The organism is Priestia endophytica DSM 13796, assembly GCF_900115845.1.
Taxonomy (GTDB): Bacteria; Bacillota; Bacilli; order Bacillales; family Bacillaceae_H; genus Bacillus_I; species Bacillus_I endophytica.
On sequence record NZ_FOXX01000002.1, the window covers coordinates 347,010 to 372,398 of the forward strand.

At 37.2% G+C, this 25,389-nt stretch carries 31 protein-coding genes; 22 read left to right on the forward strand and 9 right to left on the reverse strand.

Translation table 11 applies throughout. From position 1 onward, the window contains the following. Window positions 1-19: 19 nt before the first annotated feature. Both hxlB and hxlA read right to left on the reverse strand, forming a co-directional pair. Window positions 20-577, reverse strand: coding sequence for a 6-phospho-3-hexuloisomerase (gene hxlB / locus BM012_RS06125; protein WP_061803687.1), 558 nt, complete (start codon window positions 575-577; stop codon window positions 20-22). Between the two features lie 3 nt (window positions 578-580). After that, on the reverse strand, window positions 581-1,213 hold the full coding sequence (hxlA, locus tag BM012_RS06130) for a 3-hexulose-6-phosphate synthase (protein ID WP_061803688.1): 633 nt from the start codon (window positions 1,211-1,213) through the stop codon (window positions 581-583). A gap of 186 nt (window positions 1,214-1,399) precedes the next feature. Between hxlA and BM012_RS06135 the strand changes: the two genes are divergently transcribed. Beyond that, the gene (locus BM012_RS06135) at window positions 1,400-1,747 is read left to right on the forward strand and encodes a winged helix-turn-helix transcriptional regulator (RefSeq protein ID WP_061803689.1); all 348 of its coding nucleotides are present in this window, start codon (window positions 1,400-1,402) and stop codon (window positions 1,745-1,747) included. Window positions 1,748-1,775: 28 nt separating this feature from the next. Here BM012_RS06135 and BM012_RS06140 read toward each other — a convergent pair whose 3' ends face one another. Both BM012_RS06140 and BM012_RS06145 read right to left on the reverse strand, forming a co-directional pair. Then, on the reverse strand, window positions 1,776-2,282 hold the full coding sequence (locus BM012_RS06140) for a GNAT family N-acetyltransferase (protein WP_061803690.1): 507 nt from the start codon (window positions 2,280-2,282) through the stop codon (window positions 1,776-1,778). Between the two features lie 14 nt (window positions 2,283-2,296). After that, complete coding sequence (locus BM012_RS06145) at window positions 2,297-2,974, reverse strand: GntR family transcriptional regulator (protein ID WP_061803691.1); 678 nt, start codon at window positions 2,972-2,974, stop codon at window positions 2,297-2,299. A gap of 257 nt (window positions 2,975-3,231) precedes the next feature. On the opposite strand from BM012_RS06145, the gene BM012_RS06150 reads away from it, so the two are divergent. The 3 genes from BM012_RS06150 (at window position 3,232) to BM012_RS06160 (ending at window position 6,310) form a co-directional block, all read left to right on the forward strand. Then, complete coding sequence (locus tag BM012_RS06150) at window positions 3,232-3,813, forward strand: VanZ family protein (RefSeq protein ID WP_061803692.1); 582 nt, start codon at window positions 3,232-3,234, stop codon at window positions 3,811-3,813. Between the two features lie 216 nt (window positions 3,814-4,029). After that, complete coding sequence (locus tag BM012_RS06155) at window positions 4,030-5,334, forward strand: Na+/H+ antiporter NhaC family protein (protein WP_061803693.1); 1,305 nt, start codon at window positions 4,030-4,032, stop codon at window positions 5,332-5,334. A 91-nt stretch (window positions 5,335-5,425) separates the two neighbouring features. Beyond that, the gene (locus BM012_RS06160) at window positions 5,426-6,310 is read left to right on the forward strand and encodes an EamA family transporter (protein ID WP_061803694.1); all 885 of its coding nucleotides are present in this window, start codon (window positions 5,426-5,428) and stop codon (window positions 6,308-6,310) included. A gap of 26 nt (window positions 6,311-6,336) precedes the next feature. Here the strand turns inward: BM012_RS06160 and BM012_RS26305 are convergent, their stop codons facing one another. Next, window positions 6,337-6,507, reverse strand: a complete 171-nt coding sequence (locus BM012_RS26305; RefSeq protein ID WP_019393168.1) for a hypothetical protein — start codon at window positions 6,505-6,507, stop codon at window positions 6,337-6,339. 15 nt (window positions 6,508-6,522) lie between these two features. Further along, window positions 6,523-6,750 carry a DUF3892 domain-containing protein gene (locus tag BM012_RS06165; RefSeq protein ID WP_019393169.1) on the reverse strand — a complete coding sequence of 76 codons (228 nt, stop codon included), beginning with the start codon at window positions 6,748-6,750 and terminating at the stop codon, window positions 6,523-6,525. A gap of 92 nt (window positions 6,751-6,842) precedes the next feature. On the opposite strand from BM012_RS06165, the gene BM012_RS06170 reads away from it, so the two are divergent. Beyond that, window positions 6,843-7,535 (forward strand): class I SAM-dependent methyltransferase, encoded by a 693-nt coding sequence (locus BM012_RS06170; protein ID WP_061803695.1) that lies wholly within the window; start codon window positions 6,843-6,845, stop codon window positions 7,533-7,535. Between the two features lie 42 nt (window positions 7,536-7,577). On the opposite strand, the gene metA is transcribed toward BM012_RS06170, so the two are convergent. Next, window positions 7,578-8,486: a homoserine O-acetyltransferase MetA gene (metA, locus tag BM012_RS06175; RefSeq protein ID WP_061803696.1), complete on the reverse strand. Its 909-nt coding sequence runs from the start codon at window positions 8,484-8,486 to the stop codon at window positions 7,578-7,580. Between the two features lie 181 nt (window positions 8,487-8,667). Between metA and BM012_RS06180 the strand changes: the two genes are divergently transcribed. Next, entirely contained in the window at window positions 8,668-9,168 is a 501-nt protein-coding gene (locus BM012_RS06180) for a glutathione peroxidase (RefSeq protein WP_061803697.1), read from the forward strand. Window positions 9,169-9,210: 42 nt separating this feature from the next. On the opposite strand, the gene BM012_RS06185 is transcribed toward BM012_RS06180, so the two are convergent. After that, window positions 9,211-9,753 (reverse strand): hypothetical protein, encoded by a 543-nt coding sequence (locus BM012_RS06185; RefSeq protein ID WP_061803698.1) that lies wholly within the window; start codon window positions 9,751-9,753, stop codon window positions 9,211-9,213. Between the two features lie 150 nt (window positions 9,754-9,903). Here BM012_RS06185 and BM012_RS06190 point away from each other — a divergent pair, with 150 nt between their 5' ends. The 11 genes from BM012_RS06190 (at window position 9,904) to BM012_RS06240 (ending at window position 21,097) form a co-directional block, all read left to right on the forward strand. Next, window positions 9,904-10,566 (forward strand): HD domain-containing protein, encoded by a 663-nt coding sequence (locus tag BM012_RS06190; RefSeq protein ID WP_061803699.1) that lies wholly within the window; start codon window positions 9,904-9,906, stop codon window positions 10,564-10,566. After that, the gene (locus BM012_RS06195) at window positions 10,547-12,427 is read left to right on the forward strand and encodes an ABC-F family ATP-binding cassette domain-containing protein (RefSeq protein ID WP_061803840.1); all 1,881 of its coding nucleotides are present in this window, start codon (window positions 10,547-10,549) and stop codon (window positions 12,425-12,427) included. Before BM012_RS06190 ends, BM012_RS06195 begins: the two co-directional genes overlap by 20 nt. A 46-nt stretch (window positions 12,428-12,473) precedes the next feature. Further along, window positions 12,474-13,595 carry a conserved virulence factor C family protein gene (locus BM012_RS06200; RefSeq protein ID WP_061803700.1) on the forward strand — a complete coding sequence of 374 codons (1,122 nt, stop codon included), beginning with the start codon at window positions 12,474-12,476 and terminating at the stop codon, window positions 13,593-13,595. Between the two features lie 192 nt (window positions 13,596-13,787). Further along, window positions 13,788-15,503 carry a dihydroxy-acid dehydratase gene (ilvD, locus tag BM012_RS06205; RefSeq protein WP_061803701.1) on the forward strand — a complete coding sequence of 572 codons (1,716 nt, stop codon included), beginning with the start codon at window positions 13,788-13,790 and terminating at the stop codon, window positions 15,501-15,503. Between the two features lie 142 nt (window positions 15,504-15,645). Beyond that, entirely contained in the window at window positions 15,646-16,083 is a 438-nt protein-coding gene (locus BM012_RS06210) for a BrxA/BrxB family bacilliredoxin (RefSeq protein WP_019393178.1), read from the forward strand. Between the two features lie 64 nt (window positions 16,084-16,147). Then, window positions 16,148-16,936: a class I SAM-dependent methyltransferase gene (locus BM012_RS06215; protein WP_061803702.1), complete on the forward strand. Its 789-nt coding sequence runs from the start codon at window positions 16,148-16,150 to the stop codon at window positions 16,934-16,936. 314 nt (window positions 16,937-17,250) lie between these two features. Then, window positions 17,251-17,844 (forward strand): YpjP family protein, encoded by a 594-nt coding sequence (locus tag BM012_RS06220; RefSeq protein WP_061803703.1) that lies wholly within the window; start codon window positions 17,251-17,253, stop codon window positions 17,842-17,844. A 230-nt stretch (window positions 17,845-18,074) separates the two neighbouring features. Then, window positions 18,075-18,977 carry a formyltetrahydrofolate deformylase gene (gene purU, locus BM012_RS06225; protein ID WP_061803704.1) on the forward strand — a complete coding sequence of 301 codons (903 nt, stop codon included), beginning with the start codon at window positions 18,075-18,077 and terminating at the stop codon, window positions 18,975-18,977. A gap of 32 nt (window positions 18,978-19,009) precedes the next feature. Beyond that, a complete protein-coding gene (locus BM012_RS06230) occupies window positions 19,010-19,804 on the forward strand; it encodes a thymidylate synthase (RefSeq protein ID WP_061803705.1) in 795 nt (264 codons plus the stop codon). After that, a complete protein-coding gene (gene folA / locus BM012_RS06235; protein ID WP_061803706.1) occupies window positions 19,801-20,286 on the forward strand; it encodes a type 3 dihydrofolate reductase in 486 nt (161 codons plus the stop codon). Before BM012_RS06230 ends, folA begins: the two co-directional genes overlap by 4 nt. Before the next feature lie 67 nt (window positions 20,287-20,353). Further along, window positions 20,354-21,097 carry a lysophospholipid acyltransferase family protein gene (locus BM012_RS06240; protein WP_061803707.1) on the forward strand — a complete coding sequence of 248 codons (744 nt, stop codon included), beginning with the start codon at window positions 20,354-20,356 and terminating at the stop codon, window positions 21,095-21,097. 25 nt (window positions 21,098-21,122) lie between these two features. Here the strand turns inward: BM012_RS06240 and BM012_RS06245 are convergent, their stop codons facing one another. Beyond that, window positions 21,123-21,350, reverse strand: a complete 228-nt coding sequence (locus BM012_RS06245) for a hypothetical protein (RefSeq protein WP_061803708.1) — start codon at window positions 21,348-21,350, stop codon at window positions 21,123-21,125. 207 nt (window positions 21,351-21,557) lie between these two features. Here BM012_RS06245 and ilvA point away from each other — a divergent pair, with 207 nt between their 5' ends. The 5 genes from ilvA to BM012_RS06270 all read left to right on the forward strand — a co-directional run bounded on the left by ilvA (window position 21,558) and on the right by BM012_RS06270 (window position 25,379). Beyond that, entirely contained in the window at window positions 21,558-22,826 is a 1,269-nt protein-coding gene (gene ilvA, locus BM012_RS06250; RefSeq protein ID WP_061803709.1) for a threonine ammonia-lyase IlvA, read from the forward strand. Window positions 22,827-22,919: 93 nt separating this feature from the next. Beyond that, window positions 22,920-23,171 (forward strand): DUF2535 family protein, encoded by a 252-nt coding sequence (locus BM012_RS06255; protein WP_061803710.1) that lies wholly within the window; start codon window positions 22,920-22,922, stop codon window positions 23,169-23,171. Window positions 23,172-23,256: 85 nt separating this feature from the next. Then, entirely contained in the window at window positions 23,257-23,862 is a 606-nt protein-coding gene (locus BM012_RS06260; protein WP_061803711.1) for an SCO family protein, read from the forward strand. A gap of 123 nt (window positions 23,863-23,985) precedes the next feature. Next, window positions 23,986-24,807, forward strand: a complete 822-nt coding sequence (locus tag BM012_RS06265; RefSeq protein ID WP_061803712.1) for an SGNH/GDSL hydrolase family protein — start codon at window positions 23,986-23,988, stop codon at window positions 24,805-24,807. Continuing rightward, a complete protein-coding gene (locus tag BM012_RS06270; protein ID WP_061803713.1) occupies window positions 24,804-25,379 on the forward strand; it encodes a YpmS family protein in 576 nt (191 codons plus the stop codon). Before BM012_RS06265 ends, BM012_RS06270 begins: the two co-directional genes overlap by 4 nt. Window positions 25,380-25,389 lie beyond the last annotated feature (10 nt).

The window sequence follows — 25,389 nt, forward strand, 5'->3', positions numbered from 1 at the left end:
AACTGAGGTTGCCTCTTTTTTATTCAAGATTTGCGTGTTTTCCATACATTTTGTTTGTATCAAGTTCTTTATGATGCATAAATCGAAGAATTAATGCATCGAAAAAGAGGAGCATTATTTGTTCAAATAGAGAACCCATTGGCTGGATCGTTTCATGATGACTTCCATCTTGATCTTTTGGAGCACCTGGTAATGTGACTGTCGTGTTTGCCATTTTCCCAATCGTTGAAAGAGGAGAAAGGGTAACAACTGCGATTGTGCCGCCGACCGTTTTTGCTTTTTCCCCAATAGCTGTTAATGTTTTCGTTTCACCTGAGCCTGTACAAAGAAGGAGTAGATCATCTTTTTCAAATGTAGCAGTCACTGTTTCGCCAACAACATAGGCATCAATCCCCATATGCATCATTCGCATTGCAAACGATTTGGCTATAAATCCAGATCTGCCAGCACCTGCAACAAAAACTTTTTTTGCTCCTACAATATGACAAAAGAGCGTTTCAGCTTCATCACTTGAAATAAGTGGGGCAGAGTGTTCAAGCTCTTTCACAATTTTATTGAAATAGTGAATAGTATCCATTATTTAACCTTTGTTAATAAGTTCTTTAATGCTTTTTGCAGCAGCATGTGTGTCATCTTGTGTTGCAATACCTCCACCAACAATAACAAGATCTGGCTTTTGTTTAATGACTTCAGGAAGCGTTTCTAGCTTAATGCCGCCTGCAACAGCTGTTTTTGTATTTTTAACAACGCTTTTAATTGTAGCAAGATCTTCAAATGAATTTTTCCCAACTGCTTGGAGGTCATAGCCTGTATGAACGCAAATATAATCAACGCCAAGTTCGTCAAGTTCTTTAGCACGAGTTTCGATATCTTTAACAGCAATCATATCTGCTAAAATTTGCTTTCCACGTTTTTTCGCTTCTTCAACAGCCCCTTTAATAGACTGATCTTCTGCAGCACCTAAAATTGTAATAATATCTGCTCCAGCTTCAGATGCTTGAGAAACTTCATAGCCTGCTGCATCCATAATTTTAAGGTCTGCTAACACTGTTAAGTTTGGAAATGCATTTTTCATTTCTTTAACAGCTTTTAATCCTTCATTGATTACAACAGGTGTACCAATTTCAACAATATCAATATGTTCCTCAACTTCTTTTACGACTTCAATTGCTTCTGGGATATTTACAAGATCTAAAGCTAATTGTAATTTCACGTGTAGATTCTCCTTTTTTCTTTAAGTTTGATGGATAACGTGACCCTGTGGTAGTGTCTTCAGCTGTTTTCATTTACTAACACTTTGTTGGCTAGTATACTAGGTATATTATTCTTATGAAAGTACGCACTTTGAAATCATATAGTGTCTAAAAGTATACTATGAGAAAAGGAATGATGGTGTAAATTGCCAAACTTTGCAGAAAAAACATTTAATTGTGAAAAAGAACTAACGCTAGCTGTTATAGGTGGAAAGTGGAAGATGCTTATTTTATGGCACTTAGGGAAAGAAGGAACAAAACGATTTGGTGAATTAAAAGCTCTTATGCCAGGGATTACACAGCGCATGTTAGTGAACCAGCTTAGAGAGCTTGAAGCACACTTTATTGTGCACCGTGAAGTGTATCCTGTTGTGCCTCCAAAAGTAGAATATTCGTTAACAGAACAGGGAAAAAGTTTGATGCCAATTTTAGATGCCATGTATGAATGGGGGAAAGATTATATGGAAAATGTATTAGAAAAGCACGAAAGCTAGCAGGATATCCTTGCTAGCTTTTGGCGTTTTATTGTAATTTGTATACTTCTCTAAAAAGTTGTTCTTTTATGGTAGAAAACTCGCTATCATTGAGCAGGCTAGGCGTGCTCATAATATCAAGCGGAATAAAATCCTCGCCTTTTTGAAGCGGAGGCTGCATGTAAGGAAAATCATTTTTATGAAAGCCGAGGTTTCCATAAAAACGAATTCTGCGTTCTGTAATATCATCACAGCAAGGTTCAACTTCAAGAATTGTAGGCTTATTTGTTGACTTTAGATGGTCATGAATGAGCAGTTTGCCTAATCCTTGACCACGACAAGAAGAGGAAACAGCGATATGTTCGATAAATGAAAAGGTAGGAAACTGCCAAGAAGCTAGAAAAGCTACAATCTCTTCATTTTTATTTTCTTTTGTTTTAATGCTGTATTGTTCATGATTAAGAAGTTCTAGCTGTCCTTCTCGTGTTCGTCGTTCTGATGGTGGAAAAGCCGCTTCCATAATGGAATATACGGCATTAAAAGTTTTGATATTCATTGCTGCTCCTTCTTTTATTGATGATTTGTAATCACAATTTTTAGATGTTGAAGATCATTATTAATGTGATCTTTCATAAGCAGCAAAGCTTTTTCCTCATCACGATTTTTAATGAGTTCAAAAATCTCTTCATGTTCTTTTACAATGCGCTGACATCTTTGTTCTCCTTCCATGTTCAGCTTTCGATAAAAGTAAGTAAGAGACTGAAGGTCGTTAATTTGTTTCTGTAGGCGCTTATTGTTTGTAGAACGTCTAATAATTTGATGAAACTCCGTGTTTAAATGAAGCATCTCTTCGCTTCCTTTTTGATTATCTTTTAAGTTTCTAATTACTTCTCTTGACTGCTTCAGGTTTTCTGAAAGTTTTTTAATATCTTCGTCTCTTGCATGACGAGCTGCTAATGAAGCTGCAAGCGATTCAAGTGCTTTACGGCATTCATAAATATCTTCAACGTCTTTTAACGTTGGTTCATAGACTGTCACTCTTGATTTTTCGTCTGTTACTAAAAGTCCTTCTTGTTCAAGAGCTCGGATTGCTTCTCTGACAGGACTTCTACTAATTTCAAATTCACGAGCAATTTTGGTTTCATAAATGCGTTCTCCTGGCTGAAAAACTTCTTTGAAAATCATTTCTTTCAGTGATTTGTACACTTGCTCATGATAAGAAAGCGATTTCTTTATTGAATACGTCATGGCCATTACCTCACATTCATTACGTACAGTTCCTCTATTATATTATCAGAAAACAGGGAGGATAGGAAAAAAAGAATACAAGAATATCGCAGAGAATAAAGAAGAAAGACGAGGAAGGGAGAGTTAATATACCCAAATTTTACTGGACTTTTACATTTGTATTACATATTAATTAGAAACGTAGTTCTTTATTGGAAGAGGGAAATAGTTATGATAGAGTTTAAAAGCTAACACGCAAAAAAGAAAAGGTGAGAAAGATGTTTGGATTTCTTTGGACGATTTTCGGTTCAGCTGTTCCGCCGTTAGTTGTGACGTCTATTTTGTATGTTCTTACCCTTTCTTTTCTGGAAAAAAAGGGGAAAAATCCATTTGAGGTAAGCCGTTTCTTTCTAAAAAGTGCACTCGGCATAAGTACTATCTCTATTTTATTTATCACAATGTACCCGACAGGCTATAATTACGGAGATGCACGAGTGCTTAATGTTGAACCATTAAAAGGGATGTACAATTTGCTTCTGTATTCAACAGATCCAAATGTCACAATAAGTAACTTAGGATTGAATATTTTGCTTTTTATGCCGTTTGGCTTTTTTCTTTTTCTCTGTTTGAGAAAAAAAGCGTCCCTTTTTAAAGTGACTTTTTATGGAATGTGTTTGTCCTTTACTGTAGAGCTATTTCAGTATATTTTCCCAATTGGAAGATCAACAGACGTCGATGACCTTATTCTCAATACAGTGGGGACATTGATAGGAGCCAGTTTAGCTAAAATATTAAATGCTATGCTTTCTTCGTCTACAAAAGAGAAATTAGGAAAAAAACTCAATTTACTGATGAAATAATCCAGAATGGAAAGGGAGAAGAAATGTTGGAGTTATCTGAAAATAGTAAAATCAATTGACTTTTTCTCTCTTTCCTATTACAGTATGAAAGAATGTTTGTAAAAACGTTTAAAATGACGAGAAATATTTCTCTGTTTATATACAAAGTTTTACAATTGTTCTTCTTTCTCGTTAAGAAGAATTTTTTTATTGTTCAAAGAAAGAGGGGATAACAACATGAAAAACTCAAGAGGAAATCCTCTTGCTTTATTGCCACTTGTGGTATTTCTTGGTCTTTTTCTCGGTTCAGGTATTATTACAGGAGATTTTTATAAGCTTCCTGTCCTAGTGGCCATCCTTATTGCGTCTATTGTAGCCTTTCTATTTAATCGAAAAGAAAGTCTAACAGATAAAGTGGAGAGATTTTCTAAAGGAGCAGGAAACTCGGATATTATTGTAATGGTTCTTATTTTTATTCTAGCGGGAGCCTTTTCACAAGCTGCTCAAGAGATGGGAGCTGTTGATGCAACAGTTAATATGGCTTTATCCATTCTTCCAGCAAATCTTATTCTTGCAGGTTTATTTGTGATAGGAGCATTTTTATCGCTTGCAATGGGAACTTCAGTAGGAACAATTGCTGCTCTTGGTCCTATTGGTGTAGGGATTAGTAGCCAAACAGATATCTCTTTAGCTCTTGTCATGGCAACCGTTGTAGGAGGAGCTATGTTTGGGGATAACTTATCGTTTATTTCTGATACAACGATTGCATCTGTTCGTACACAGCAAACAAAAATGAAAGATAAGTTTAAGACGAATTTTTTCATTGTATTGCCGGCAGCTATTGTAACAATCATTGTTTTGACTGTAATGACACTTGGAAATCATACGTCTATTGGAGAGCATAATTTTGAATTTATTAAGGTTCTTCCTTATCTTGCTGTCCTTATTGCCGCTCTTTTAGGTGTAAATGTCTTAGCTGTATTAACAGGGGGCATTATCATTACAGGAATTATAGGGATGTTAACGTCTAGTTATAATCTTGTGGAGTATTTTTCAGCAATTAAAGACGGTATCCTAGGAATGTCTGAACTTGTTATTTTATCAATGCTTATTGGAGGAATGGTTGAAGTTATTAAATATAATGGAGGAATTCATTATCTCCTTCATGTTCTGACGAAAAACATTTCTTCTAAAAAAGGAGCAGAATTTGGAATTGCCGCTCTTGTTGGTTTAACAAATATATCTACAGCAAATAATACGATTGCAATTCTTTTTGCAGGTCCTCTTGCTCGCAATGTAGCAGATCAGTACGGAATTGACCGTCGTAAATCAGCGAGTATTTTAGATATTTTTGCTTGCTTTGTACAAGGGCTTATCCCGTATGGAGCTCAAATGCTTGCAGCTGCTCAATTTGCTTCATTATCACCAGTTGAGATTTTACCTTATGCCTATTATCCATTTTTAATTGCGGTTTGCGGTATTATTGCTATCGTAATAGGTTATCCACGTTTCTCTTCGAAAGGAAAAGAAGTGGGGGAATAGGCGTTTCCAATAACATTAATGTATGGGATAATAAAAAGGGCTTTTCCAAGTGAAAAGCCCTCTTTTAGTTCAAATAAAGGAGAAGGAAGACATGAAAGCTATTTTATTCGTGCTTGCTGGTTCATGCAGCTATGGAATTTTATCAACCATCGTGAAAATCTCTTATTCAAAAGGATTTGGTGTTGAAAATGTAATTGGAAGTCAGATGTTAATTGGTGCTGTGCTTCTGTGGATGTTAAATTTATTTTGTAAGCGTAATCGTTTGACATGGAAACAAAAGATGAAGCTGATTGCTGTTGGATGTTTCACATTTTCAACGAGCGTGCTTTATTATAATGCTTTAAAAACCATTCCAGCTTCAATTGCTATTGTTCTTCTTTTCCAATTTACATGGATGGGGATTTTGTTAGAAAGTATCTTTGCTAAAAAACGACCAAGTGCTCGGTACGTTGTATCCGCTCTGTTTCTTTTAGGAGGAACAGTGCTAGCTGGCGCTTTGATAGAAGGAAAAGGACTTCAATTGGATCCAAAAGGAATTGTACTTGGGCTTCTTGCCGCATTGTCTTTTGCTTTATTTATTTTTTCTAGTGGCAAAGTAGAAGTGAGTGTACCGCCTATTCAGCGCAGTGCTTACATGAGTATTGGAGCAGTTGTGTTAACATTTATAGTCCTTCAGCCAACTTTCGTGTTCAACGGAGACTTAGGAGAAGGACTGTGGCTGTGGGGAAGTATGCTCGGTCTTTTTGGAGCATGCTTGCCACCGTTGCTTTTTGCACTTGGTATGCCTAAAGTAGATCCTGGAATTGGCAGTATTTTAGGAGCTGCAGAGCTTCCAACAGCTGTTATTTGTTCAGGGATCTTTCTTCATGAGTCCATTTCACCCTTACAGTGGACAGGATTAATTCTTATTTTTGTTGGGATTGCTTATCCTCAGTTTAAAGGGATCACAAAAACTAAAATAAGACAGCAAATGTAAAACCACGCACTTGGCGTGGTTTTTTGTTATCTTTTACGATGAAGCTTCTTTTCTTTTGTTTTGCTTGATTGATCTTTGTTATGTTTATTTCCTTTGCTATTATCACCGCTTGTGATTTCTTCTCCTGATTCAACTAAATAGTGCTGAAGTTTTGGAGAGTTTTGATTCATGCTGCCTTTGTTTGGTTTTTTAGTCATCTAAGGACACTCCTTTTAGAATAGAGGTAGTTGATCAAGATTATTATCTTTTCGATTATCAGGGTTGCTTCTTATATAAGTTTCCCCATCTTTTCCTTTAAATGCGCTGACGTTAGCAATTGAACCTGCTAAAACTTCTTGAAGAGCTTCTTCATATGAAAGCAAAGAACCATCGGAAGTTTTAAATGCTGTAAGATCTCCATCAGCATTTTTTTGCACAGCAACAAACTGTTTTTGTTCCATAAACTTTCCTCCTTCTTTAACCTTTAATATTTGAGTCATCGATAAATTTATGTATCATAAAAGAAAAGGGAGAGAAGGAGGAGGATATAGAGATGGAAAAACAATTTAAATGGCATGAAACCTCAAAAGAAAAATGGGACAACCAAGCAAATACATGGAATAGCAAAAGCAAAGAAATGTGGGAAACAGGAAGTAGGAGTATTGTAATTCCAACAATTGAGAAGTTTGCACAAAAAGGCGAAAAATATCTTGATGTTGGCTGTGGTGATGGGTTTGGCTCTTCTCTTTTACATAGCAAAAATATAAATGTAACAGGAGTTGATTTGTCTTCTAAAATGATTGAGAAAGCAGAAGAGCTTTTTGGACAAGAGGGATTGAAGTTTGTTCAAGGTGATTTTGCCTCTCTTCCTTTTGGAGATGAAGAATTTGATGGAGCGATGGTCATTAATGCATTGGAGTGGACAGAAACTCCACTTTCTTCTTTGCAAGAATTAAAAAGAGTAGTAAAAAAGGGAGGAAAGGCTTTCGTTGCAATTCTTGGACCTACAGCAGGACCGAGGTCAAACAGCTATGAGCGCTTGTATGGAAAAGACGTGATTTGCAACACAATGATGCCGTGGGAATTTGAACGTATGTCTTCTGAAAATGGATGGTATGTGCTTGATGGTTATCCTGTTTATAAGACAGGTGTACAAAAGAATGAAGCTGACAAACTTTCTCGGCCACTTCAACAAGCCTTATCCTTCTTTTGGCTTTTTGTGCTAGAAAAAAAGAAAGAGCAATAAATGCTCTTTCTTTTACTGTTGTAGTGCGGACAAGCGGTTCTTTCAATTCCAATTGTAAGGCGTTTCTTGATAAACATAATAGTTAAGCCAATTCATAAACAAAAGATTGGCATGTGAACGCCATGTTTTAAGCGGAGAGCTTGCAGGGTCATTGTTTGGGAAATAATGACGTGGTACTTGAATTTCCAGTCCTTTTTGGACATCTCGGTCATATTCTTCTTTTAACGTTTGAACATCATATTCAGGATGTCCCGTTACAAAAATAAACTTCTCATCACGAGACATCATTAAATAAGCGCCTGCTTCTTCTGATGAAGAAAGAAGCTCAAGGTCAGGATGTCTTTTGACTTCTTCTATATCTACATCTGTATGACGTGAATGAGGAGAGAAAAATAGATCATCAAATCCTCTGAGCAGTTTTACTGGTTCAGCAATGGAAGTATGAGAAAAAACACCTGCACATTTTTTATCGAGAGGGGTTTTATCAATTCCAAAATGATGATAAAGTCCAGCTTGTGCACCCCAGCATACGTGCATAGTAGAAGTAACGTTTGTTTTACACCAGTCCATAATCTCACAGAGCTCTTGCCAGTATGTAACATCGCGAAATGGCATATGTTCAACAGGAGCTCCTGTAATAATCATCCCGTCAAATTTTTGATGCTTAATCTGTGGGAAAGTTGAATAAAAGCGGTCAAGATGAGTTTTACTCGTTGTTTTTGCTTGGTGTGTTTCAGGATGAATAAGCGTTATATTCACTTGAAGAGGAGAGTTTCCAAGCAGGCGTAAAAATTGAGTTTCAGCCTTTTCTTTTTGAGGCATAAGATTTAAAATAACGATATTTAATGGACGAATGTCTTGTGTGAAAGCTCTTGTTTCATCCATTACGAAGATCCGCTCGCTTGTAAGTATTTCTTTTGCCGGAAGATCAAAGGGGATGTTAATCGGCATGGAATATCCCTCCTGTTTCTAAAAATCTGAAAAATTGCAATAAATCTATTATAAGAACAACTGCAAGAAGTTTCAACAGGAAGTGTGAAAAATATTGGATAAACGATTATATAGGCAGTTTCATCTCTTAAAAAAAGGGAAAAGTAAAAAAAAGCTCGTTGACCTATAGGAGGAAATAAAGATGAACATTTACCAATTTTCAGCTCAAAATATAAAAGGTGAAGAACAGTCACTAGAGCAATATAAAGGAAAAGTAATTGTTGTTGTTAATACAGCAAGCAAATGTGGATTTACTCCACAGTTTGAAGGGCTTCAAAATCTATATGAAAAGTATAAAGACCGCAACTTTGTCATTTTAGGCTTTCCTTGTAATCAATTTGGCGGGCAGGAGCCTGGAGACGAGGAGGAAATTCAATCGTTCTGTCAGCGCAACTATGGAGTTGACTTCCCAATGTTTGCAAAGGTAGATGTTAAAGGAGATAATGCTCATCCGCTTTTTCAATACCTAGCTGAAAAAGCACCAGGCATATTAGGTTCGAAAGCTATTAAATGGAACTTTACAAAATTTTTAATTGATAAAGATGGTGAACCTGTTCAACGATTTAGCCCAAAAACGGCTCCGGAAGACTTAGAGCATGATATTGAGCAGCTTTTAGAAGAAAAAACAGATGTTGTGCAATAAAGATAAAAAAGAAGCGGCGCTATAATGCCGCTTCTTTTTTAGTTAACGCTTCTTTTTTCCACATGAACAGGATGGTGCTTGTGGATAGTGCTGAGGGTATTGATGCTCAGGCATCATTTGATGACCTTGATGAGGCATGTTGTAAGGCAGTTGTTGATGATAAGGCATTTCCGCTGTGTCGTAATCTCCCATCACTTGATGAGGCGGATTCATATGCTGTGGTGCCATATCATACGGCATATTCATCATAGGAGATTCATTTCCCATATCGTAATCTCCCATCACCTGATGAGGCGGATTCATATGCTGTGGTGCCATATCATACGGCATATTCATCATAGGAGATTCATTTCCCATATCATAATCTCCCATCACTTTTTGATCATCCATATGTGGCATCATGTTGTAGTCCATCATGTCATATTGTTCAGGCATATTGTGATTGCCCATCATATGCTCCGGTGACATGTTGTAAGGCAGTTGTTGTGCAGGATTTGTCATTGGCTGATGGTAAGGCATTGGTTGGTGACAAGGCATAGGTTTTGGCAGTGGCATACAACAGTGGTGATTTCTATGACGAAACATTTTGTCAGCTCCTCAGTAGTTTGAATTCGTACGTTAGTATCCTATGTAAAAGAAACAAAAAGAGATAATCGTCTAAAAAAAATCCGCAAGTGCCTATCCTTTTGAGACGCTGTGTTAAAATAGGGGAGAAGAAAAGTACCGGAGGAGAAAATGAACGAACAAGAAAGAGTAAAAACGGTAGAAAAATTTGTATGCTCCGTGTTGAAAGATGATCGGACTGGTCACGATTTAGAACATGTTTTTCGCGTGAGACGGCTTTCTTTACATCTTGCTGTTCATGAAGGAGGTAACCGAGACATCATTGAGCTATCAGCACTCCTTCATGATTGTGCAGATCCAAAACTTGTTTCTTCAGAAGAGGAAGCATACAAGCGTATTGATGAGCTTCTTCGAGCTTGCGATGTCCCTCCGAATGATGTCAATCACATTATCCACATTATTAAAAGCGTCTCTTTTAAAGGGGGGAATGGGGAGCCCCCTTCTACAATAGAGGGGAAAATTGTTCAAGACGCAGATCGGCTTGACGCTATTGGGGCGATTGGAATTGCAAGAGCGTTTACGTACGGAGGGGCAAAAGGTCATGTTTTGTTTAAAGAGGACGAGATTCCTAGAACAGTGATGACAGAAGATGAATATCACCAAAATCCGTCAAGCGTTATTGGACATTTTTATGAAAAACTTCTCCTTTTAAAAGAAAAGATGAACACCAAAAAAGCAATTGAGCTTGCAACAGATCGTCATCGTTTTATGATGGAGTTTTTAGAGAAATTTAAGGAAGAATGGAATGGTACAAATGAAGATGTTAACAGTTGAAAACATGACAAAAACATACGGAGAAAAGCTTCTCTTTAACAATATAAGCTTTACAATTAGTGAACGTGAGCGCATTGGTATTATCGGTGTTAATGGAACAGGCAAATCAACGCTATTAAAAATTATTGCAGGCCTTGATACAGACGATCAAGGAGAGATCTCTCATTCAAAAGATTATACAATTAGTTATTTAGCACAGCATCCGGAAGTTAATGAGAATTTGACAGTCATTGAGCAAGTATTTACGAGCAGTACCCCAATGTTTGAGCTGCTGAAAAAATATGATAAAGCTCTCTATGATCTTGAAAAGCATCCCGAAAGTGAAGGCCATCAAGAAAACCTTTATGCTCTTCAACAACGAATGGATGCAATGAATGCATGGGACACAAACGCAAACGTTCAAGCTATCTTATCTAAGCTTGGTATTCATGATGTTCGTCAAAAAATGGGCAACTTATCAGGAGGGCAAAAAAAGCGAGTAGCTCTTGCTCAATGCTTAATTGAAACGCCTGATTTGCTCATTTTAGATGAGCCAACAAACCACCTTGATTATGAAGTTATTGGGTGGCTACAAGATTATCTTGTACGATATAGCGGGGCTGTTTTACTTGTGACGCATGATCGCTATTTTCTTGATGGTGTTACAAACCGTATTTTTGAACTTCATGAAGGAAATATGTACACGTACACAGGAAACTATCAATCTTTTCTTGAAGGAAGAGCACAAAGAGAAGAAGAAGAGCGTCAAAGTCAGGCAAAGCTTCGCAATCTTTACCGCAATGAACTAGCTTGGATTAGACGTGGAGCTAAAGCACGTTCAACAAAGCAAAAAGCACGCATTCAGCGATTTGAAGATATTGAAGGGCGTCTTGATCGTAGCCAAGATGATAAACTTTCGATTAGCTTATCAGGAAGTAGACTTGGTAAAAAAGTGGTGGAATTTACACAAGTGAACAAATCCTTTGAAGATCGTTTGCTTATCAAAGACTTTTCTCACATTATTCAAAGAGGCGACCATATTGGTATTGTAGGATATAACGGAAGCGGTAAATCAACGCTTTTAAATATGATTGCAGGGAAAATCCAGCCTGATCACGGCGAAATTGAGCAAGGCCAGACAGTGAAAGTTGCTTATTATACACAAGAAAGTGAAGAAATTGACCTTAACCAGCGTATGATTGATTATGTAAAAGAGGGAGCGGAAGTTGTTCAAACAACAGATGGAAAGACCATTTCTGTTTCTCAAATGCTTGAGCGTTTCTTATTCCCAACTCATACGCACGGTACACCAATTCGAAAGCTTTCAGGAGGAGAAAGACGTCGTCTTTACCTTCTTCGTCTTTTAATGACATCCCCAAACGTCCTGCTTCTTGATGAGCCGACAAACGATCTTGATACAGAAACGCTTACAGTTCTTGAAGACTATATTGAAGAGTTTCCTGGCGTTGTTATTACTGTTTCACATGATCGCTACTTTTTAGATAAAATTGCGCACTACTTATTTGTTTTCAAAGGAGAAGGAGAAGTTTCAACATATCTTCGTTCATATAGTGAGCTTTTAGAAGAAAGCACAAAAAAGAAAACGGTTCAGAAACAAAAGCCGAAAGAAACGCCTTCACAAGAGAAAAAGAAACGCCGTTTGTCTTACAATGAAAAACGAGAGTGGACGGAGCTTGAAGAAAAAATACCTGAGCTTGAAACAGAGCTTGAAACTGTCGCAAATGACCTTGCTGAAGTTGGAACAAATTATGAAAAAGCTCAAGAGCTTATGAATCGTGAGCAGGAGTTGAATGAGCAACTTGAACAAGCAATTGAGCGATGGGCCGAGCTTTCAGAGCTTATAGAAGAGCTGAATGGGTAATTGTGTTACAATCCCTTTAAGAAGTAAAAAAAGGAGCAGTGGAAACATGAACATTAAGTCAATTGAACCTACACCAAGTCCAAACACGATGAAAGTCACGCTTGATAGTGAGCTTCCAGCTGGTAAAAGCAACAACTATAATGGGACAAACGTTGAGCAAGCACCAAAGATTATTCAAGATTTGATGGAAATCGATGGCGTGAAAGGCGTTTATCATGTAGCTGACTTTTTGGCAGTAGAGCGTAATGCAAAATTTGATTGGAAAGAAATCTTACCAAAAGTGCGTGCTTTATTTGGTGAAGAAGTAGAAGGTGAAGAAAAACAGGATAAAGTTGATGAGCACTTTGGCGAAGTGAACGTTTCTCTTCAACTTTTCAAAGGTATTCCAATGCAGATTAAGCTAACAGATGGGGAAACGGAAAAACGTGAAGGTCTGCCAGCTCGATTCAAAGAAGCGGTTGTGAAGGCTCAGCGAGAAGATGACAACGTTGTACTTGAACGAAAATGGAAAGATCATGGAGTTCGCTATGGTGATCTTGAGGAAATCGCAAAGGAAGTTGCAAGTGAAATTGATGCTGCATATCCAGAGGAACGCTTAGAAGAACTTGTTAGCTCTTCGCAAAAAGGAGAAACAAAATCAGCGGTTGTAGAGCGTAAAAGCTATAAAGTTACGCTTGAAATGTTCGAAGATGAAGATTGGACAAAGCGCTATGCACATTTAGAGCAAATGGATCCAACTATTGAAGATCTTCCTCTTCTAAACAAAGCATTAGAAGACAGCAAAGTGTCAATTCGACGTCTTGCTACAGTTTATCTTGGCATGATTGAAGATCAAAGCGTGCTTCCATATCTTGATAAAGCATTAAAAGACAAATCTGTAACGGTTAGAAGAACAGCAGCAGACTGTTTGTCAGACTTAGGATTTGTAGAAGCTATGCCTGCAGCAATAGAGGCGTTAGAAGATAAAAGTAAATTAGTCCGCTGGCGTGCAGCTATGTTTTTATATGAAGTTGGAGATGAAAGTGCCTTACCAGCTTTAAAAGCTGTTGAAGATGATCCGGAATTTGAAGTAAGTATGCAAATCAAACTTGCTATTGAGCGTATTCAAGGTGGAGAAGAAGCGAAAGGTTCTGTTTGGAAGCAAATGACAGAAGCACGTAAACGCTAGAGAGTAAAGGGAAGTTCCCTTTACTCTTTTTTTGTTATATAGAAATAATAAAGCGCTTCCGTAAGAGATAGAAATTAGCCTTTTATATTAACAGAAAAATTATATAAAATAAAAAATTAAGAATATTATTGCAATCACTCTCAAAAAGTACTATATTATTTAACAATAACAATTGATTTGGGGGACATTGTAGTGAAAAAAGACTTAAGAATTAAAAGTAAGGTAATCAGTGATGACGTAAAAAAGGCACCTAACCGTGCTATGCTTCGTGCGGTTGGTTTTAAAGACGAAGATTTTAAAAAACCAATGCTTGGGATTGCTAGTACGTGGAGTGAAGTAACGCCATGTAACATTCACATTGATGATTTGGCGGTTGAGGCAAAGAAAGGAGCTCGTGAAGCTGGCGGTGCTCCAATGATCTTTAATACCATTACTGTTTCCGATGGAATTTCAATGGGAACAGATGGTATGAGATACTCTCTTTCAAGTCGTGAAGTAATTGCTGACTCTATTGAAACTGTAATTGGGGCTGAAAACCTAGATGGCTATGTTGCAATTGGAGGCTGTGATAAAAACATTCCAGGTTGTATGATCTCGATTGCACGTACAGACGTACCAGCTGTTTTCGTATACGGAGGAACCATTGCTCCTGGAAAACATAATGGAAAAGACATTGACATTGTTTCTGTTTTTGAAGGAATTGGTCAATACAATAAAGGTGACATTGACGGAAAAGAACTAAACAAAATTGAATGTAATGCATGTCCTGGATCTGGTTCATGTGGTGGTATGTATACAGCAAATACAATGGCATCTGCTGTTGAAGCTCTTGGAATGAGCTTACCTGGAAGTTCTTCAAACCCAGCAGAATCGAAAGAAAAATCAGAAGATTGCTATAAAGCAGGACAAGCTGTTTATAACTTGCTTGAAAAAGGCATCTATCCAAAAGATATTATGACAAAAGAAGCATTTGAAAATGCAATTACAGTTGTAATGGCGCTTGGTGGTTCTACAAATGCTGTACTTCACCTTCTTGCAATTTCTCATTCTGTTGGCGTTGATTTAACAATTGAAGACTTTGATCGCATTCAAAAGAAAGTACCGCATATTGCAGACTTAAAGCCAAGCGGAAGATACGTGATGCAAGATCTTCACAACGTTGGTGGGGTACCAGCTGTTATGAAAATGCTATATAAAGCAGGTTATCTTCACGGAGATTGCTTAACAGTAACAGGAAAAACGCTTGCCGAAAACTTAGAGGAAGCACAGGATCTAGCAGAAGGTCAGGACATTATCGTTCCTCTTGATCAGCCGCTACGAAAAGACGGACCGCTTATCATCTTAAAAGGAAATCTTGCTCCAAGTGGTGCTGTGGCAAAAATGTGCGGGGTAAAAGTAAAAGTCCATACAGGACCTGCAAAAGTATATGATTCAGAAGCGGAAGCAACAAAAGCGATTGTAGATGATGAAATTAAGGAAGGCGATGTTTTAGTTATTCGCCACGTCGGACCAAAAGGCGGACCAGGGATGCCTGAGATGCTTTCGATTTCTTCAATGCTCGTTGGAAAAGGACTTGGAGAAAAAGTAGCGCTTCTAACAGACGGACGTTTCTCAGGTGGAACACATGGACTTGTTGTAGGACATATTGCGCCTGAAGCCCAAGTTGGAGGTCCGATTGCTTTATTGCAAACAGGTGATGAAGTAACAATTGATTCTATTGCTCAGACTGTATCAATGAACGTTTCAGAACAAGAATTAAAAGCGCGCCGTGATGCTTGGACACCAAAGCCTCTTCATACAAAAGGCGTGTTAGGAAAATACGCACATCTTGTATCATGCTCATCAGAAGGAGCTGTAACAGATAAATTTGAAAAAACAGCAAAAAAAGAGACGGCTTTTTCAAAATAGTATAAGGAAGAAACCTTGGTACTGCTAAGGTTTCTTTTTTAAATGAATAGTAAAAATATTGTCGAATTTAGCGCAAGCTCGTTGATTTTTTGCCCTCTTTTATAGTATGCTGTTACCGTCAAGGAATAAGGAGGAATGAATTATGTCAATGGCATATGAAGAATATATGCGTCAACTTGTCAAGCCGATGCGTGAGGAGCTTGTTCGGGCAGGTTTTAGTGAATTGACAACAGCTGAAGAAGTAGAAGACTTTATGGAGCATGTCGAAGGAACAACGCTTGTTGTTGTAAACTCTGTTTGTGGATGTGCAGCAGGTCTTGCTCGTCCAGCTGCTACGCAAGCTGTTTTGTATAGCGAAGTGAAACCAGATCATCTTGTAACGGTTTTTGCAGGACAAGATAAAGAGGCAACAGCTAAAATGAGAGAATATTTTACAGATATTGAGCCTTCTTCGCCATCAATGGCGGTCCTAAAAGGAAAAGAAGTTGTTCACTTTATTCCTCGTCATAACATTGAAGATCATGCGCTTGAAAGCATTATGGAAAATATTATTACAGGACTAAATACACATTGTAAGTAAGCGGGAAAGAGTGTCTAGTGACACTCTTTTTTGACGTTCAAATTACATGTAAGGGACGAAAGAGATGATTGTTACAACTGCTGGACGAACAAATCAAGAGATAATTGAACGGGCTTATAAGATCTCAAAGGTACTTAAGGTCCCGTTTGAAGAACGAAGAAAGCGCTCGATATCAAAGCTTAGAGATGAGAGGGATTGTAACATTCTCGTTGTTGGAAAAGAAAGACTTGAGCTTTTTTATAAAGAGAGTAGTGAACCTTTTTTCTTTCATCCTAATTCAGCCATGTTTCGTGCAAAACGTTGGATAAAAGGAGAGAGGGACCCATTTTTGGAGGCCGTAAATCTTAAAGAAGGAGATTCCTTCTTAGACTGTACGCTTGGCCTTGCCTCTGACAGTACTATGGCAAGTCTTGCTGTTGGAGAAAAAGGAAAAGTGGTGGGGACAGAAGGTAATCGCTATGTTGCTTATATTGTAAAAGAAGGGTTAAAAAGCTGGGAAACATCCATTGCTGAGTTGAACCGTGCAATGAAAAGAATAGAAGTAATCGCAGAAGAAAGCGAAAATTATTTGATCTCCTGTGAAGATAAGTCATTTGACGTTGTGTATTTTGATCCGATGTTTCATCAAACTGTGGAAGAATCAGCAGGAATTGAAAGTCTCCGTCCGCTCGCTCTTCACTATCCGGTGACAAAAAAGATGGTGAAGGAAGCGTGCCGAGTTGCAAGAAAAAGAGTTGTTTTAAAAGATCATTTCAGAAGCCCGCTTTTTAATGCTTTAAATTTTGATGTTCATAAACGAAAAACGGCTCTTTTTCACTACGGTGTAAAAAACCTACTCACAATTGAGCTTTAATCAAAAAGTGTAAGTGTAATATTATAGACGAGCACAATACACAATGAAATGACAAAAATAGTATCCACTTCATTCATCTCCTTTTTACATAGTGTGTCAAAAAAGAACTCTTTTAAAAGAAAAAATGAAACTTCTAGCCTAATTCATCCGTTATATGAAAAAGTAGAAATATTGCAAAGATTTTAAGAGAGTTTTCACCTTCATTACTTTTGTTAAAAATCTGAAAAGTTCAGGGGACTCTTTTAAAAAATGTTAAAATAAAGAAAAGTATGTTCGGAGTAGTGGTACACGTTGTAAAGAGGGGGAGAAAGTGTATGCCAAAATGGTTGCGAAAGACGTTTATTGTATTAATTACGGTGTTTACGTTTGGCCTTGTTAGTCCGCCAGATTACTTGTATGTAGATGATGTAAAAGCGGACAAGCCTGAAAAGCAAAGTTATATTGAAGATGTAGCAATTCCATATAGTGAAGAAACCTCTTATTCTTATAGTCCACCTCTTTCAAAAGAAGACTTTGTAACAAATGCCTTAGCTGAAGCAGAAAGTCAGTCATTTCAAAAGTTTGGAACCAAAATTTCCCCTGTTATTGAAGAGGAATTTAGAGAAGCAATTCTACCAAAGATTGAAGAGGCTTTAACAGAGGTGTCAGAACAAGCTGACGAAGGTGAGTTGTCCAACTTAGGAATTACCGAGTCTCCTTCTGGAGGATATGGAGAAAAAATCTTTAATGTATACAATCGGGAAACAGGAGAAGATGTCATTCGTTTTCACGTCAGAAGAGATCATCCGCCAAAAGACGGATATTGGTTTAACTTTCATTATCATACAAGTGAAGACGGCTTTCAAAAACATTATGATTTAGGGAAAATTTATTGGAATCAAAATATGCCACCAAAATGGCTAAATTAAACACCGAAGAAGCGTCGTAGAAATACGAGCGCTTTTTTTATTGTACCTGTTTTGCCTTATCTTTTTCATAGAAAAAGAAAAAGCGGTATGCTACACTAAAATCTATATTAAATGGCTTTTGAAAAAGGTTGAAAAATAAGATAAAATAAACGTGCTCTTGAAACCAAAAGGATATTCAGTTCTTACATATGCTGAAGAAACAAAAATGGATGGAGAAGTGAGGAAGAAAGATGAATAGTTATCGCCAAAAAAAATTCGAATATGTAACAAATAAATATCAAAATAGAGGAAGACTGCTTATTAGTTGTAACGACAAACCAGGGATTGTCGCAAAAGTATCTCAGTGGCTCTTCGAATATAAAGCAAACATTGTTGAATCAAATCAATATTCAACAAGTCATACTGATGGTCTTTTTTTTATGAGAATAGAGTTTGAATGCCCTGATTTTCAAAAGCGTTACAGCGAACTTAAGGAGTCATTTCATGAAGTTGCTTCATCTTTTAAAATGGACTGGCAGCTACAATCAGCTTCAAATCGAAAAAAGACAGCGATCTTTGTTTCTAAAGAAGATCACTGCTTACAGGAGCTTCTGTGGAACTACGAGCGTGGAGAGCTTTATACAGATATAGCGATGGTTGTTAGTAATCATGAAACAATGCGAGAGTTCGTAGAAAGCAAAGGCATTCCTTTTCACTATATTCCAGTTACAAAAGAGACAAAGCCAGAAGCAGAAAAAGCGCAGCTTGAACTTTTAGAAAGCAACGAAATTGATTTTGTGATTTTAGCTCGCTATATGCAAATTTTATCTTCTGATTTTGTCACAAGACATCCGAATCGCGTTATGAATATTCATCATTCTTTTTTACCTGCATTCGTTGGAGCAAAACCATATGAGCGTGCATATGAGCGCGGTGTAAAGCTTATTGGAGCAACGGCTCATTATGTAACAGATGAGCTTGATCAAGGTCCAATTGTCGAGCAAGATATTGAGCGAGTTGACCACCGTGATTCAATTGAAGAACTAAAAAGAATTGGTCGTTCTGTTGAGAAAAGCGTTTTAGCTCGCGGTGTAAAATGGCATTTAGAAGATCGTATTCTTGTTTATGGAAATAAAACGATCGTTTTTGATTAATGATAAGAAGTAAGTGAGAGGAAGGGATCAAAGTGAAACAATATTTAGATCTATGTCAACACATTTTAAACAACGGTACAAAAAAAGAGGATCGAACAGGAACGGGAACAATTAGTACGTTCGGTTATCAAATGCGCTTTGATCTTAAAGAAGGTTTTCCACTTGTAACAACAAAAAAGCTTCATGTGAAGTCTATTATTCATGAGCTTCTTTGGTTTTTAGCAGGAGACACAAATGTTGCCTATTTGCAGGAGAACGGAGTAAGAATTTGGAATGAATGGGCAGATGAAAAAGGAGAACTTGGCCCTGTATATGGACATCAGTGGCGCTCATGGTCGACGCCAAACGGAGAAAGCATCGACCAGATTTCAAATCTCATAAAACAAATTAAAGAAACACCAGATTCACGTCGTCTTATTGTAAGCGCCTGGAACGTAGCTGATATCGAGAATATGGCACTTCCTCCATGTCACTGCCTTTTTCAGTTTTATGTAGCAGATGGTAAGCTATCTTGTCAGCTTTATCAACGTTCTGCTGACGTGTTCTTAGGTGTTCCGTTTAATATTGCTTCATATGCTCTTTTAACAATGATGATTGCTCAGGCGTGTGATTTAGAAGTAGGGGAATTTATTCATACGCTCGGTGATGCGCATATCTATACAAATCACATTGAACAAGTAAAGCTACAGCTTACACGTGAAGAGCGTTCGCTGCCAAAAATGAAAATTAATAAAGACGTTAAGAACATCTTTGATTTTACGTATGACGATTTTGAGCTTGTTGGATATGATCCACATCCGCATATAAAAGGAGCTGTTAGCGTATGATTTCTTTCATCGTTGCAATGGATGACAATAATCTGATTGGAAAAGATAATGCTTTACCATGGCATCTTCCTGCTGACCTTGCTTATTTTAAAAAGGTGACAACAAATCATACAATTGTAATGGGAAGAAAAACATATGAGTCGATTGGTAGACCTCTTCCAAATCGGAAGAACGTTGTGTTAACGCACAGTACATCATTCCAAGAAGAAGGTGTAACGGTTATTCATTCATTGGACGAGCTGAAAGAAATGGCGAATCGTTCGAATGAGGAGCTGTTTATTATCGGAGGAGCCCGTCTTTATGAACAGCTACTGCCTGTTGCAGATCGTTTGTATGTTACCCACATTCGTGCTACGTTTGATGGAGATACGCATTTTCCTGTATTTTCAAAAGAAGAATGGAAGATAATAGATTCTGAAGAGCATAAAAAAGATGAAAAAAATGCTTATGATTATGAATTTGTTGTCTATGAACGAAGCTAGCATTAACCTTCTCGGATGAAAACAGGACGAGAAAGAGGGAAAACCAGCTTTTAAAGGGGGTTCCAACATGATTCGTACAATTTATATTGGTGGTTATTCACTTTCTTCTCTTTTTTTTAGTTTGTCTGAGCTAAATCGTGTTCGAAATCTTCCACCTTTAATGTCGCCTGCAAAACGGGACAAGGAAGTGCATGATAAGCCCAAAAAATGGGGACGTAAAGTCATTGAATTAACCGGATCCAAAGTAGAAGTAAACAAAAAAGAGAGGCTGTTGGATGGGCCTGTATTATTTGTTAGTAACTATCAAGGTCCATACGATATTCCAGCTCTTTTAGGCTATATTCAAAAGCCTTTTGGTTTCTTCTCAAAGCAAAAGTTTGAAAACTATCCGCTATGGAATCAATGGATGAACTCTATGCATTGCGTACTTATAGATCGCAATGATAGTACAAGAATGAAAGAAGCTTATCGTACAGGAATTCATTTATTAACACAAGGTCATTCATTGCTCGTGTTTGCTGAACGTAAAGAAAAAGGTTCCAAGGATTTGCATCATCTTAACGGAGAAGACCTTTCAATGGCAGTAGAAGCAGGGGTGCCCATTGTGCCAGTTTCTATTGATGGAACGAAAGAAATTGATGAGCAAGGAACATTTCGCATTCGTCCGAGCACGCTGTCTGTTCATATTGGTTCTCCAATACGGGAGCATTTAGATGATACCATCACAAAAACGCAGTTGATTAAAAAAGTAGAAGAAGCCCTTCAAGGTGGCCTTCTAAAAGAAGACGGAGAAAAAGAGGATCAATTATGATCCTCTTTTTTTATTGTAGAGGCGTCTATTCTTCGTATTTATCAAGCTCTTTCATCATATGATGAAAAGAATCTGAGTCTACAAAATCATCTCCATGCCAATTAGCTGAAACCCAAGCTATAAGCTGTGAAGAACTATTGAAAACTTCTCCGCTTGTATCTTCTTTTCGAATCATATAACGACCACCGTTTTCATCATCAAGCGTTACTAAACAAGGGATGGCACTTTCTTTACTTTTTAGGGTGAATTCCATCGGAAATCTCCTTCTCCAATTACTTCCCGCTTTTCTATCAAAAAGGGAGTTCCACCTTAATATAAGAAGTTTTACTAGGATTATCCGTTAGTTTATGTAAATTTCACATAGTGAAATGATGAAATTTATAAAATATAGTGATTTTTCTTAATTTTTTGTGCTATAATGTACAAATTAAAAAGGGAATGAAAAGGAAGGAAGTTGATTATGAGCCAGCAAGTAGAAACAAAGAAAAACATTCATCTTGAGGATGTGTTGATCGCTCATCAAACAATTAAAGATGTTGTGGACCATACGCCTCTTCAAAAAAGTGATCTTTTATCAGAGCGCTATGAATGTGAAGTTTATTTAAAAAGAGAGGATTTACAAAACGTCCGTTCCTTTAAAATTCGCGGAGCTTATAATAAAATCAAAAAACTATCAAAAAAAGAAAGAGAAAACGGCATTGTTTGTGCAAGCGCAGGAAACCATGCGCAAGGAGTTGCATATGCGTGTCAACACTTGAAAATCGACGGAAAGATTTTTATGCCTGCCACAACTCCTAAACAAAAGATCAATCGAGTTACATTTTTAGGAAAAGAATTTGTAGAAGTTGTTTTAACGGGCGACACGTTTGATGATGCTTACACTAAAGCAGCGGAGTGTGGTACAGAAGAAGGAAGAACGTTCATTCATCCGTTTGATGATCCTGATGTCATTGCAGGACAAGGAACAGTTGCAGTTGAAATGCTAAATGATACAGAGAAAGACTTTGATTACGTTTTTGCAAGCATTGGTGGAGGAGGGCTTATCTCAGGAATCGGTACTTACATTAAAAGCGTCTCTCCTCAAACACGCATTGTCGGTGTAGAACCTGCAGGGGCTCCTTCAATGCATGAAGCTCTAAAAAAAGGAAGTGTTCAAACGCTTCAGCATATTGATGGATTCGTAGACGGAGCAGCAGTAAAAACTGTAGGCTGTTTGCCATTTCATATCTGTCAACAAGTTATTGATGATATTGTAGTTGTGCCGGAGGGGAAAGTTTGTACAACAATTCTATCTCTTTACAATGAAAATGCTATTGTAGCAGAGCCTGCAGGAGCGCTCTCAATCGCAGCTCTTGATGCGTATAAAGATCAAATTAAAGGAAAAACCATTGTTTGTATCGTAAGCGGTGGGAACAACGATATTGGCCGCATGCAGGAAATTAAGGAACGTTCAAAGCTTTACGAAGGACTTCAGCACTATTTTATTGTAAACTTCCCACAGCGTGCAGGGGCACTTCGAGAATTCCTTGATGAAGTATTAGGACCAACAGACGATATTACAAGATTTGAATATACGAAAAAAAATAACCGTGAAAGCGGACCGGCGTTTGTTGGGATTGAAGTGAAGCATAAAGAAGACTATTTCCCTCTTATTGAACGAATGAATCAAAAAGCTTTCCCATTTACAGAGATTAATAAAGATAGTCAGCTTTTCCACTTATTTGTCTAAAAAAAAATTAATGAAGCGTCATATTATGACATGATTTTACGTTAAAGGGAAGTTATAATAGAGAAAAACGGGTGAAAAAGAGGGCTGATCTGCTTGTTATTTAAAAGTTTGGAATTTAAGCTTGCAAATGGACAAAAAGTAAAGGTTATTGAAATTCCGGTAGTGCCACATCATCATCCACTTTCGTTTACGATTTCTGTTCATTTTGAATCGTTCGTCAAAATGATTGAAAGAAAAGAAATCCGAAAAGAACTCTATTCATTTAAGGAATATATGAAAAAACATTGTAAATGGACAACATATGAGCAAATCTTTTTAACAGTTCCTTTAAAACATAATGCTTAAAAAAAGAAGAACGGGCTAAAATGACCGTTCTTCTTTTTTTCTAAAATATGAAAGCGTTTTTTGAAATTCTTAGGAGGGATTGGATATGAAAAGAAAAAGCTTTTTATGGCTAGTATGCGCGCTTTTTTTACTGACAGCATGTGGAGAGAAGAAAGAAGAAAGTAAGGCAGAAACAAAAGAAGAACAGCAATTATCAGACCCAATTGCTGATTTTACATACGAAAACCAAAGTGGTGAACCATTTTCATCAAAAAGCTTAGATGGAAAAGTGTGGATAGCGAACTTTATCTTTACAAGCTGTACAACAGTTTGTCCTCCAATGACGTCTCATATGGCAAAACTTCAAGAGAAAGCGAAAGAAGAAGGAGCAGATGTGGAGTTTGTCTCTTTCACAGTTGATCCAACTGTTGATAGCAGTGAGAAGCTGAAAGAATTTAGCGAAGGATTTGAGGCAAATAGCGATAATTGGCAATTTCTCACGGGATACTCCCAAGAAGAGATTGAAACATTCGCAAGAGAGAACTTTTATATGAATGTTCAAAAGCCGAGTTCAGGAGATCAAGTGATTCATGGAACAACCTTTTTTCTATTAAATCAAAAAGGTCAAATTGTAAAGGACTATGATGGGGTGTCTAATGTTCCTTATGCTGATATTATTCATGAAGCAAAGGAATTAGAAAAATCGTCCTGATCAAACCAACCGACCCCTTTAGTAGGGGGAATATAGGTTGGTTTTTTTTGTATGATTTTTTAGTTTTAAAGAATATGATATGATAATACATTAGAGACATCTAGTAACAGGGGTGAACATAGGATGAAAAAAATAGGTCTTATTTTTCTTATTCTCTTTTTGTCAGCTTGTTCTGCTTCACCTCCAACTCAAAATGAGGAAGAGTCCAAAGAAGTGTCAACAAAACAAGGAAAAGATATATTTCCTGCAAATGTGAACATGGTTGCGATTGGTGATTCCTTAACAAAAGGAGTTGGCGATTCAACGAAAGAAGAAGGCTATGTAACACGCGTTGCTTCAGAAATTGAAAAACAGCCTTCTGTTGGAAAAGTAAAAGTGAGCAACTTTGGGAAAACGGGAAATCGTACAGATCAGCTTCTTAAAAGGTTAGATTATGAAAATATCAAATCAAGCCTTGAAGATGCGGACATTATCTTCGTCACAATTGGCGGCAATGATATGATGAAAGTTATGCGAGATCATTATGATAACATTACCTTCAACACGTATAAAAAAGAGCAGAGAAAGTATGAAAAAAGACTACAAAAAGTAATGAAAAAGATGCGCAGTATTAACGAGGATGCTCCAATTTACCTTATTGGATTTTACAATCCGTTTTTAAATACGCTTAGTGATTTAAAAGAGATCGATACTGTTGTAGAAGAATGGAATAGTTCAAGTGAACGAGTGGCATCTCAATACGAAGGGATAACATATATTGAAGTTGCTGATATTTTCACAAGCACAAATGAAAACTTATTATCAAATGACTATTTTCATCCAAACACAAAAGGGTATAAATTAATTGCAGACAGAATTAGCGAGCGCGTTTTTCTTGAAAACATAGATGATGAAAAAATGGTGTTCGCCAATCCAACGTATAGAGGAGAGGACATAGCAGGATGAAAAAATGGAAGACGCTTTTTTTTAGTTTACTTTGCTTAAATATTATTTTAGTTCTAGTCGCTGTAGTAGCTATTTTTCAGCCAATTGAACAGCGACAGGCTCCTTCAAAAGAAGAGGTAAACGGTATAGAACTCGGAGTTGTAGGAGATAAGAAAAACCTGAATGCGCTTATTGATAAGTATTTGAAACAAGAGTTTGCTAGTGATGCGTTAGCATATAATGTTGTTTTAAATGATGAAGTTGAAGTATATGGAACAATCGTTGCTTTTGGGCGTGACGTTGATATTAAAATGACATTTGCACCTATTGTCCAGAAAAACGGTAACCTTGTTCTTGAACAAACAGGTCTTTCCGTTGGAGCGTTACCACTACCGGTGGAGACAGTATTGAAGTATGTGAATAATCATTTCCCAATGCCTGAGTGGGTAAGTATTAATCCGAAAAAAGAATCCATTTATGTTGCTCTAAATCAAATGGAGCTTGAAAATGGTTTTCGAGTAAAAGCTGAGAAATTCGACTTAAAAAATGACGAAATATCAATTAAGCTTATTGATCCAAGTGTTCAACCGTAAAAAAAGAGCC

Bases quoted from the DNA above. Each gene is read 5' to 3' on its own strand.
- BM012_RS06170 (WP_061803695.1), top strand. From the start codon at position 6,843: ATGGAAAAACAATTTAAATGGCATGAAACCTCAAAAGAAAAATGGGAC.
- BM012_RS06155 (WP_061803693.1), top strand. From the start codon at position 4,030: ATGAAAAACTCAAGAGGAAATCCTCTTGCTTTATTGCCACTTGTGGTA.
- BM012_RS06270 (WP_061803713.1), top strand. From the start codon at position 24,804: ATGAAAAAATGGAAGACGCTTTTTTTTAGTTTACTTTGCTTAAATATT.
- BM012_RS06220 (WP_061803703.1), top strand. From the start codon at position 17,251: ATGCCAAAATGGTTGCGAAAGACGTTTATTGTATTAATTACGGTGTTT.
- BM012_RS06185 (WP_061803698.1), bottom strand. From the start codon at position 9,753: ATGTTTCGTCATAGAAATCACCACTGTTGTATGCCACTGCCAAAACCT.
- folA (WP_061803706.1), top strand. From the start codon at position 19,801: ATGATTTCTTTCATCGTTGCAATGGATGACAATAATCTGATTGGAAAA.
- ilvA (WP_061803709.1), top strand. From the start codon at position 21,558: ATGAGCCAGCAAGTAGAAACAAAGAAAAACATTCATCTTGAGGATGTG.
- BM012_RS06265 (WP_061803712.1), top strand. From the start codon at position 23,986: ATGAAAAAAATAGGTCTTATTTTTCTTATTCTCTTTTTGTCAGCTTGT.
- BM012_RS06190 (WP_061803699.1), top strand. From the start codon at position 9,904: ATGAACGAACAAGAAAGAGTAAAAACGGTAGAAAAATTTGTATGCTCC.
- hxlB (WP_061803687.1), bottom strand. From the start codon at position 577: ATGGATACTATTCACTATTTCAATAAAATTGTGAAAGAGCTTGAACAC.
- BM012_RS06200 (WP_061803700.1), top strand. From the start codon at position 12,474: ATGAACATTAAGTCAATTGAACCTACACCAAGTCCAAACACGATGAAA.
- metA (WP_061803696.1), bottom strand. From the start codon at position 8,486: ATGCCGATTAACATCCCCTTTGATCTTCCGGCAAAAGAAATACTTACA.
- BM012_RS06260 (WP_061803711.1), top strand. From the start codon at position 23,257: ATGAAAAGAAAAAGCTTTTTATGGCTAGTATGCGCGCTTTTTTTACTG.
- BM012_RS26305 (WP_019393168.1), bottom strand. From the start codon at position 6,507: ATGACTAAAAAACCAAACAAAGGCAGCATGAATCAAAACTCTCCAAAA.
- BM012_RS06180 (WP_061803697.1), top strand. From the start codon at position 8,668: ATGAACATTTACCAATTTTCAGCTCAAAATATAAAAGGTGAAGAACAG.
- BM012_RS06215 (WP_061803702.1), top strand. From the start codon at position 16,148: ATGATTGTTACAACTGCTGGACGAACAAATCAAGAGATAATTGAACGG.
- BM012_RS06245 (WP_061803708.1), bottom strand. From the start codon at position 21,350: ATGGAATTCACCCTAAAAAGTAAAGAAAGTGCCATCCCTTGTTTAGTA.
- BM012_RS06145 (WP_061803691.1), bottom strand. From the start codon at position 2,974: ATGACGTATTCAATAAAGAAATCGCTTTCTTATCATGAGCAAGTGTAC.
- BM012_RS06240 (WP_061803707.1), top strand. From the start codon at position 20,354: ATGATTCGTACAATTTATATTGGTGGTTATTCACTTTCTTCTCTTTTT.
- BM012_RS06150 (WP_061803692.1), top strand. From the start codon at position 3,232: ATGTTTGGATTTCTTTGGACGATTTTCGGTTCAGCTGTTCCGCCGTTA.
- BM012_RS06140 (WP_061803690.1), bottom strand. From the start codon at position 2,282: ATGAATATCAAAACTTTTAATGCCGTATATTCCATTATGGAAGCGGCT.
- BM012_RS06210 (WP_019393178.1), top strand. From the start codon at position 15,646: ATGTCAATGGCATATGAAGAATATATGCGTCAACTTGTCAAGCCGATG.
- BM012_RS06195 (WP_061803840.1), top strand. From the start codon at position 10,547: ATGAAGATGTTAACAGTTGAAAACATGACAAAAACATACGGAGAAAAG.
- purU (WP_061803704.1), top strand. From the start codon at position 18,075: ATGAATAGTTATCGCCAAAAAAAATTCGAATATGTAACAAATAAATAT.
- BM012_RS06160 (WP_061803694.1), top strand. From the start codon at position 5,426: ATGAAAGCTATTTTATTCGTGCTTGCTGGTTCATGCAGCTATGGAATT.
- BM012_RS06165 (WP_019393169.1), bottom strand. From the start codon at position 6,750: ATGGAACAAAAACAGTTTGTTGCTGTGCAAAAAAATGCTGATGGAGAT.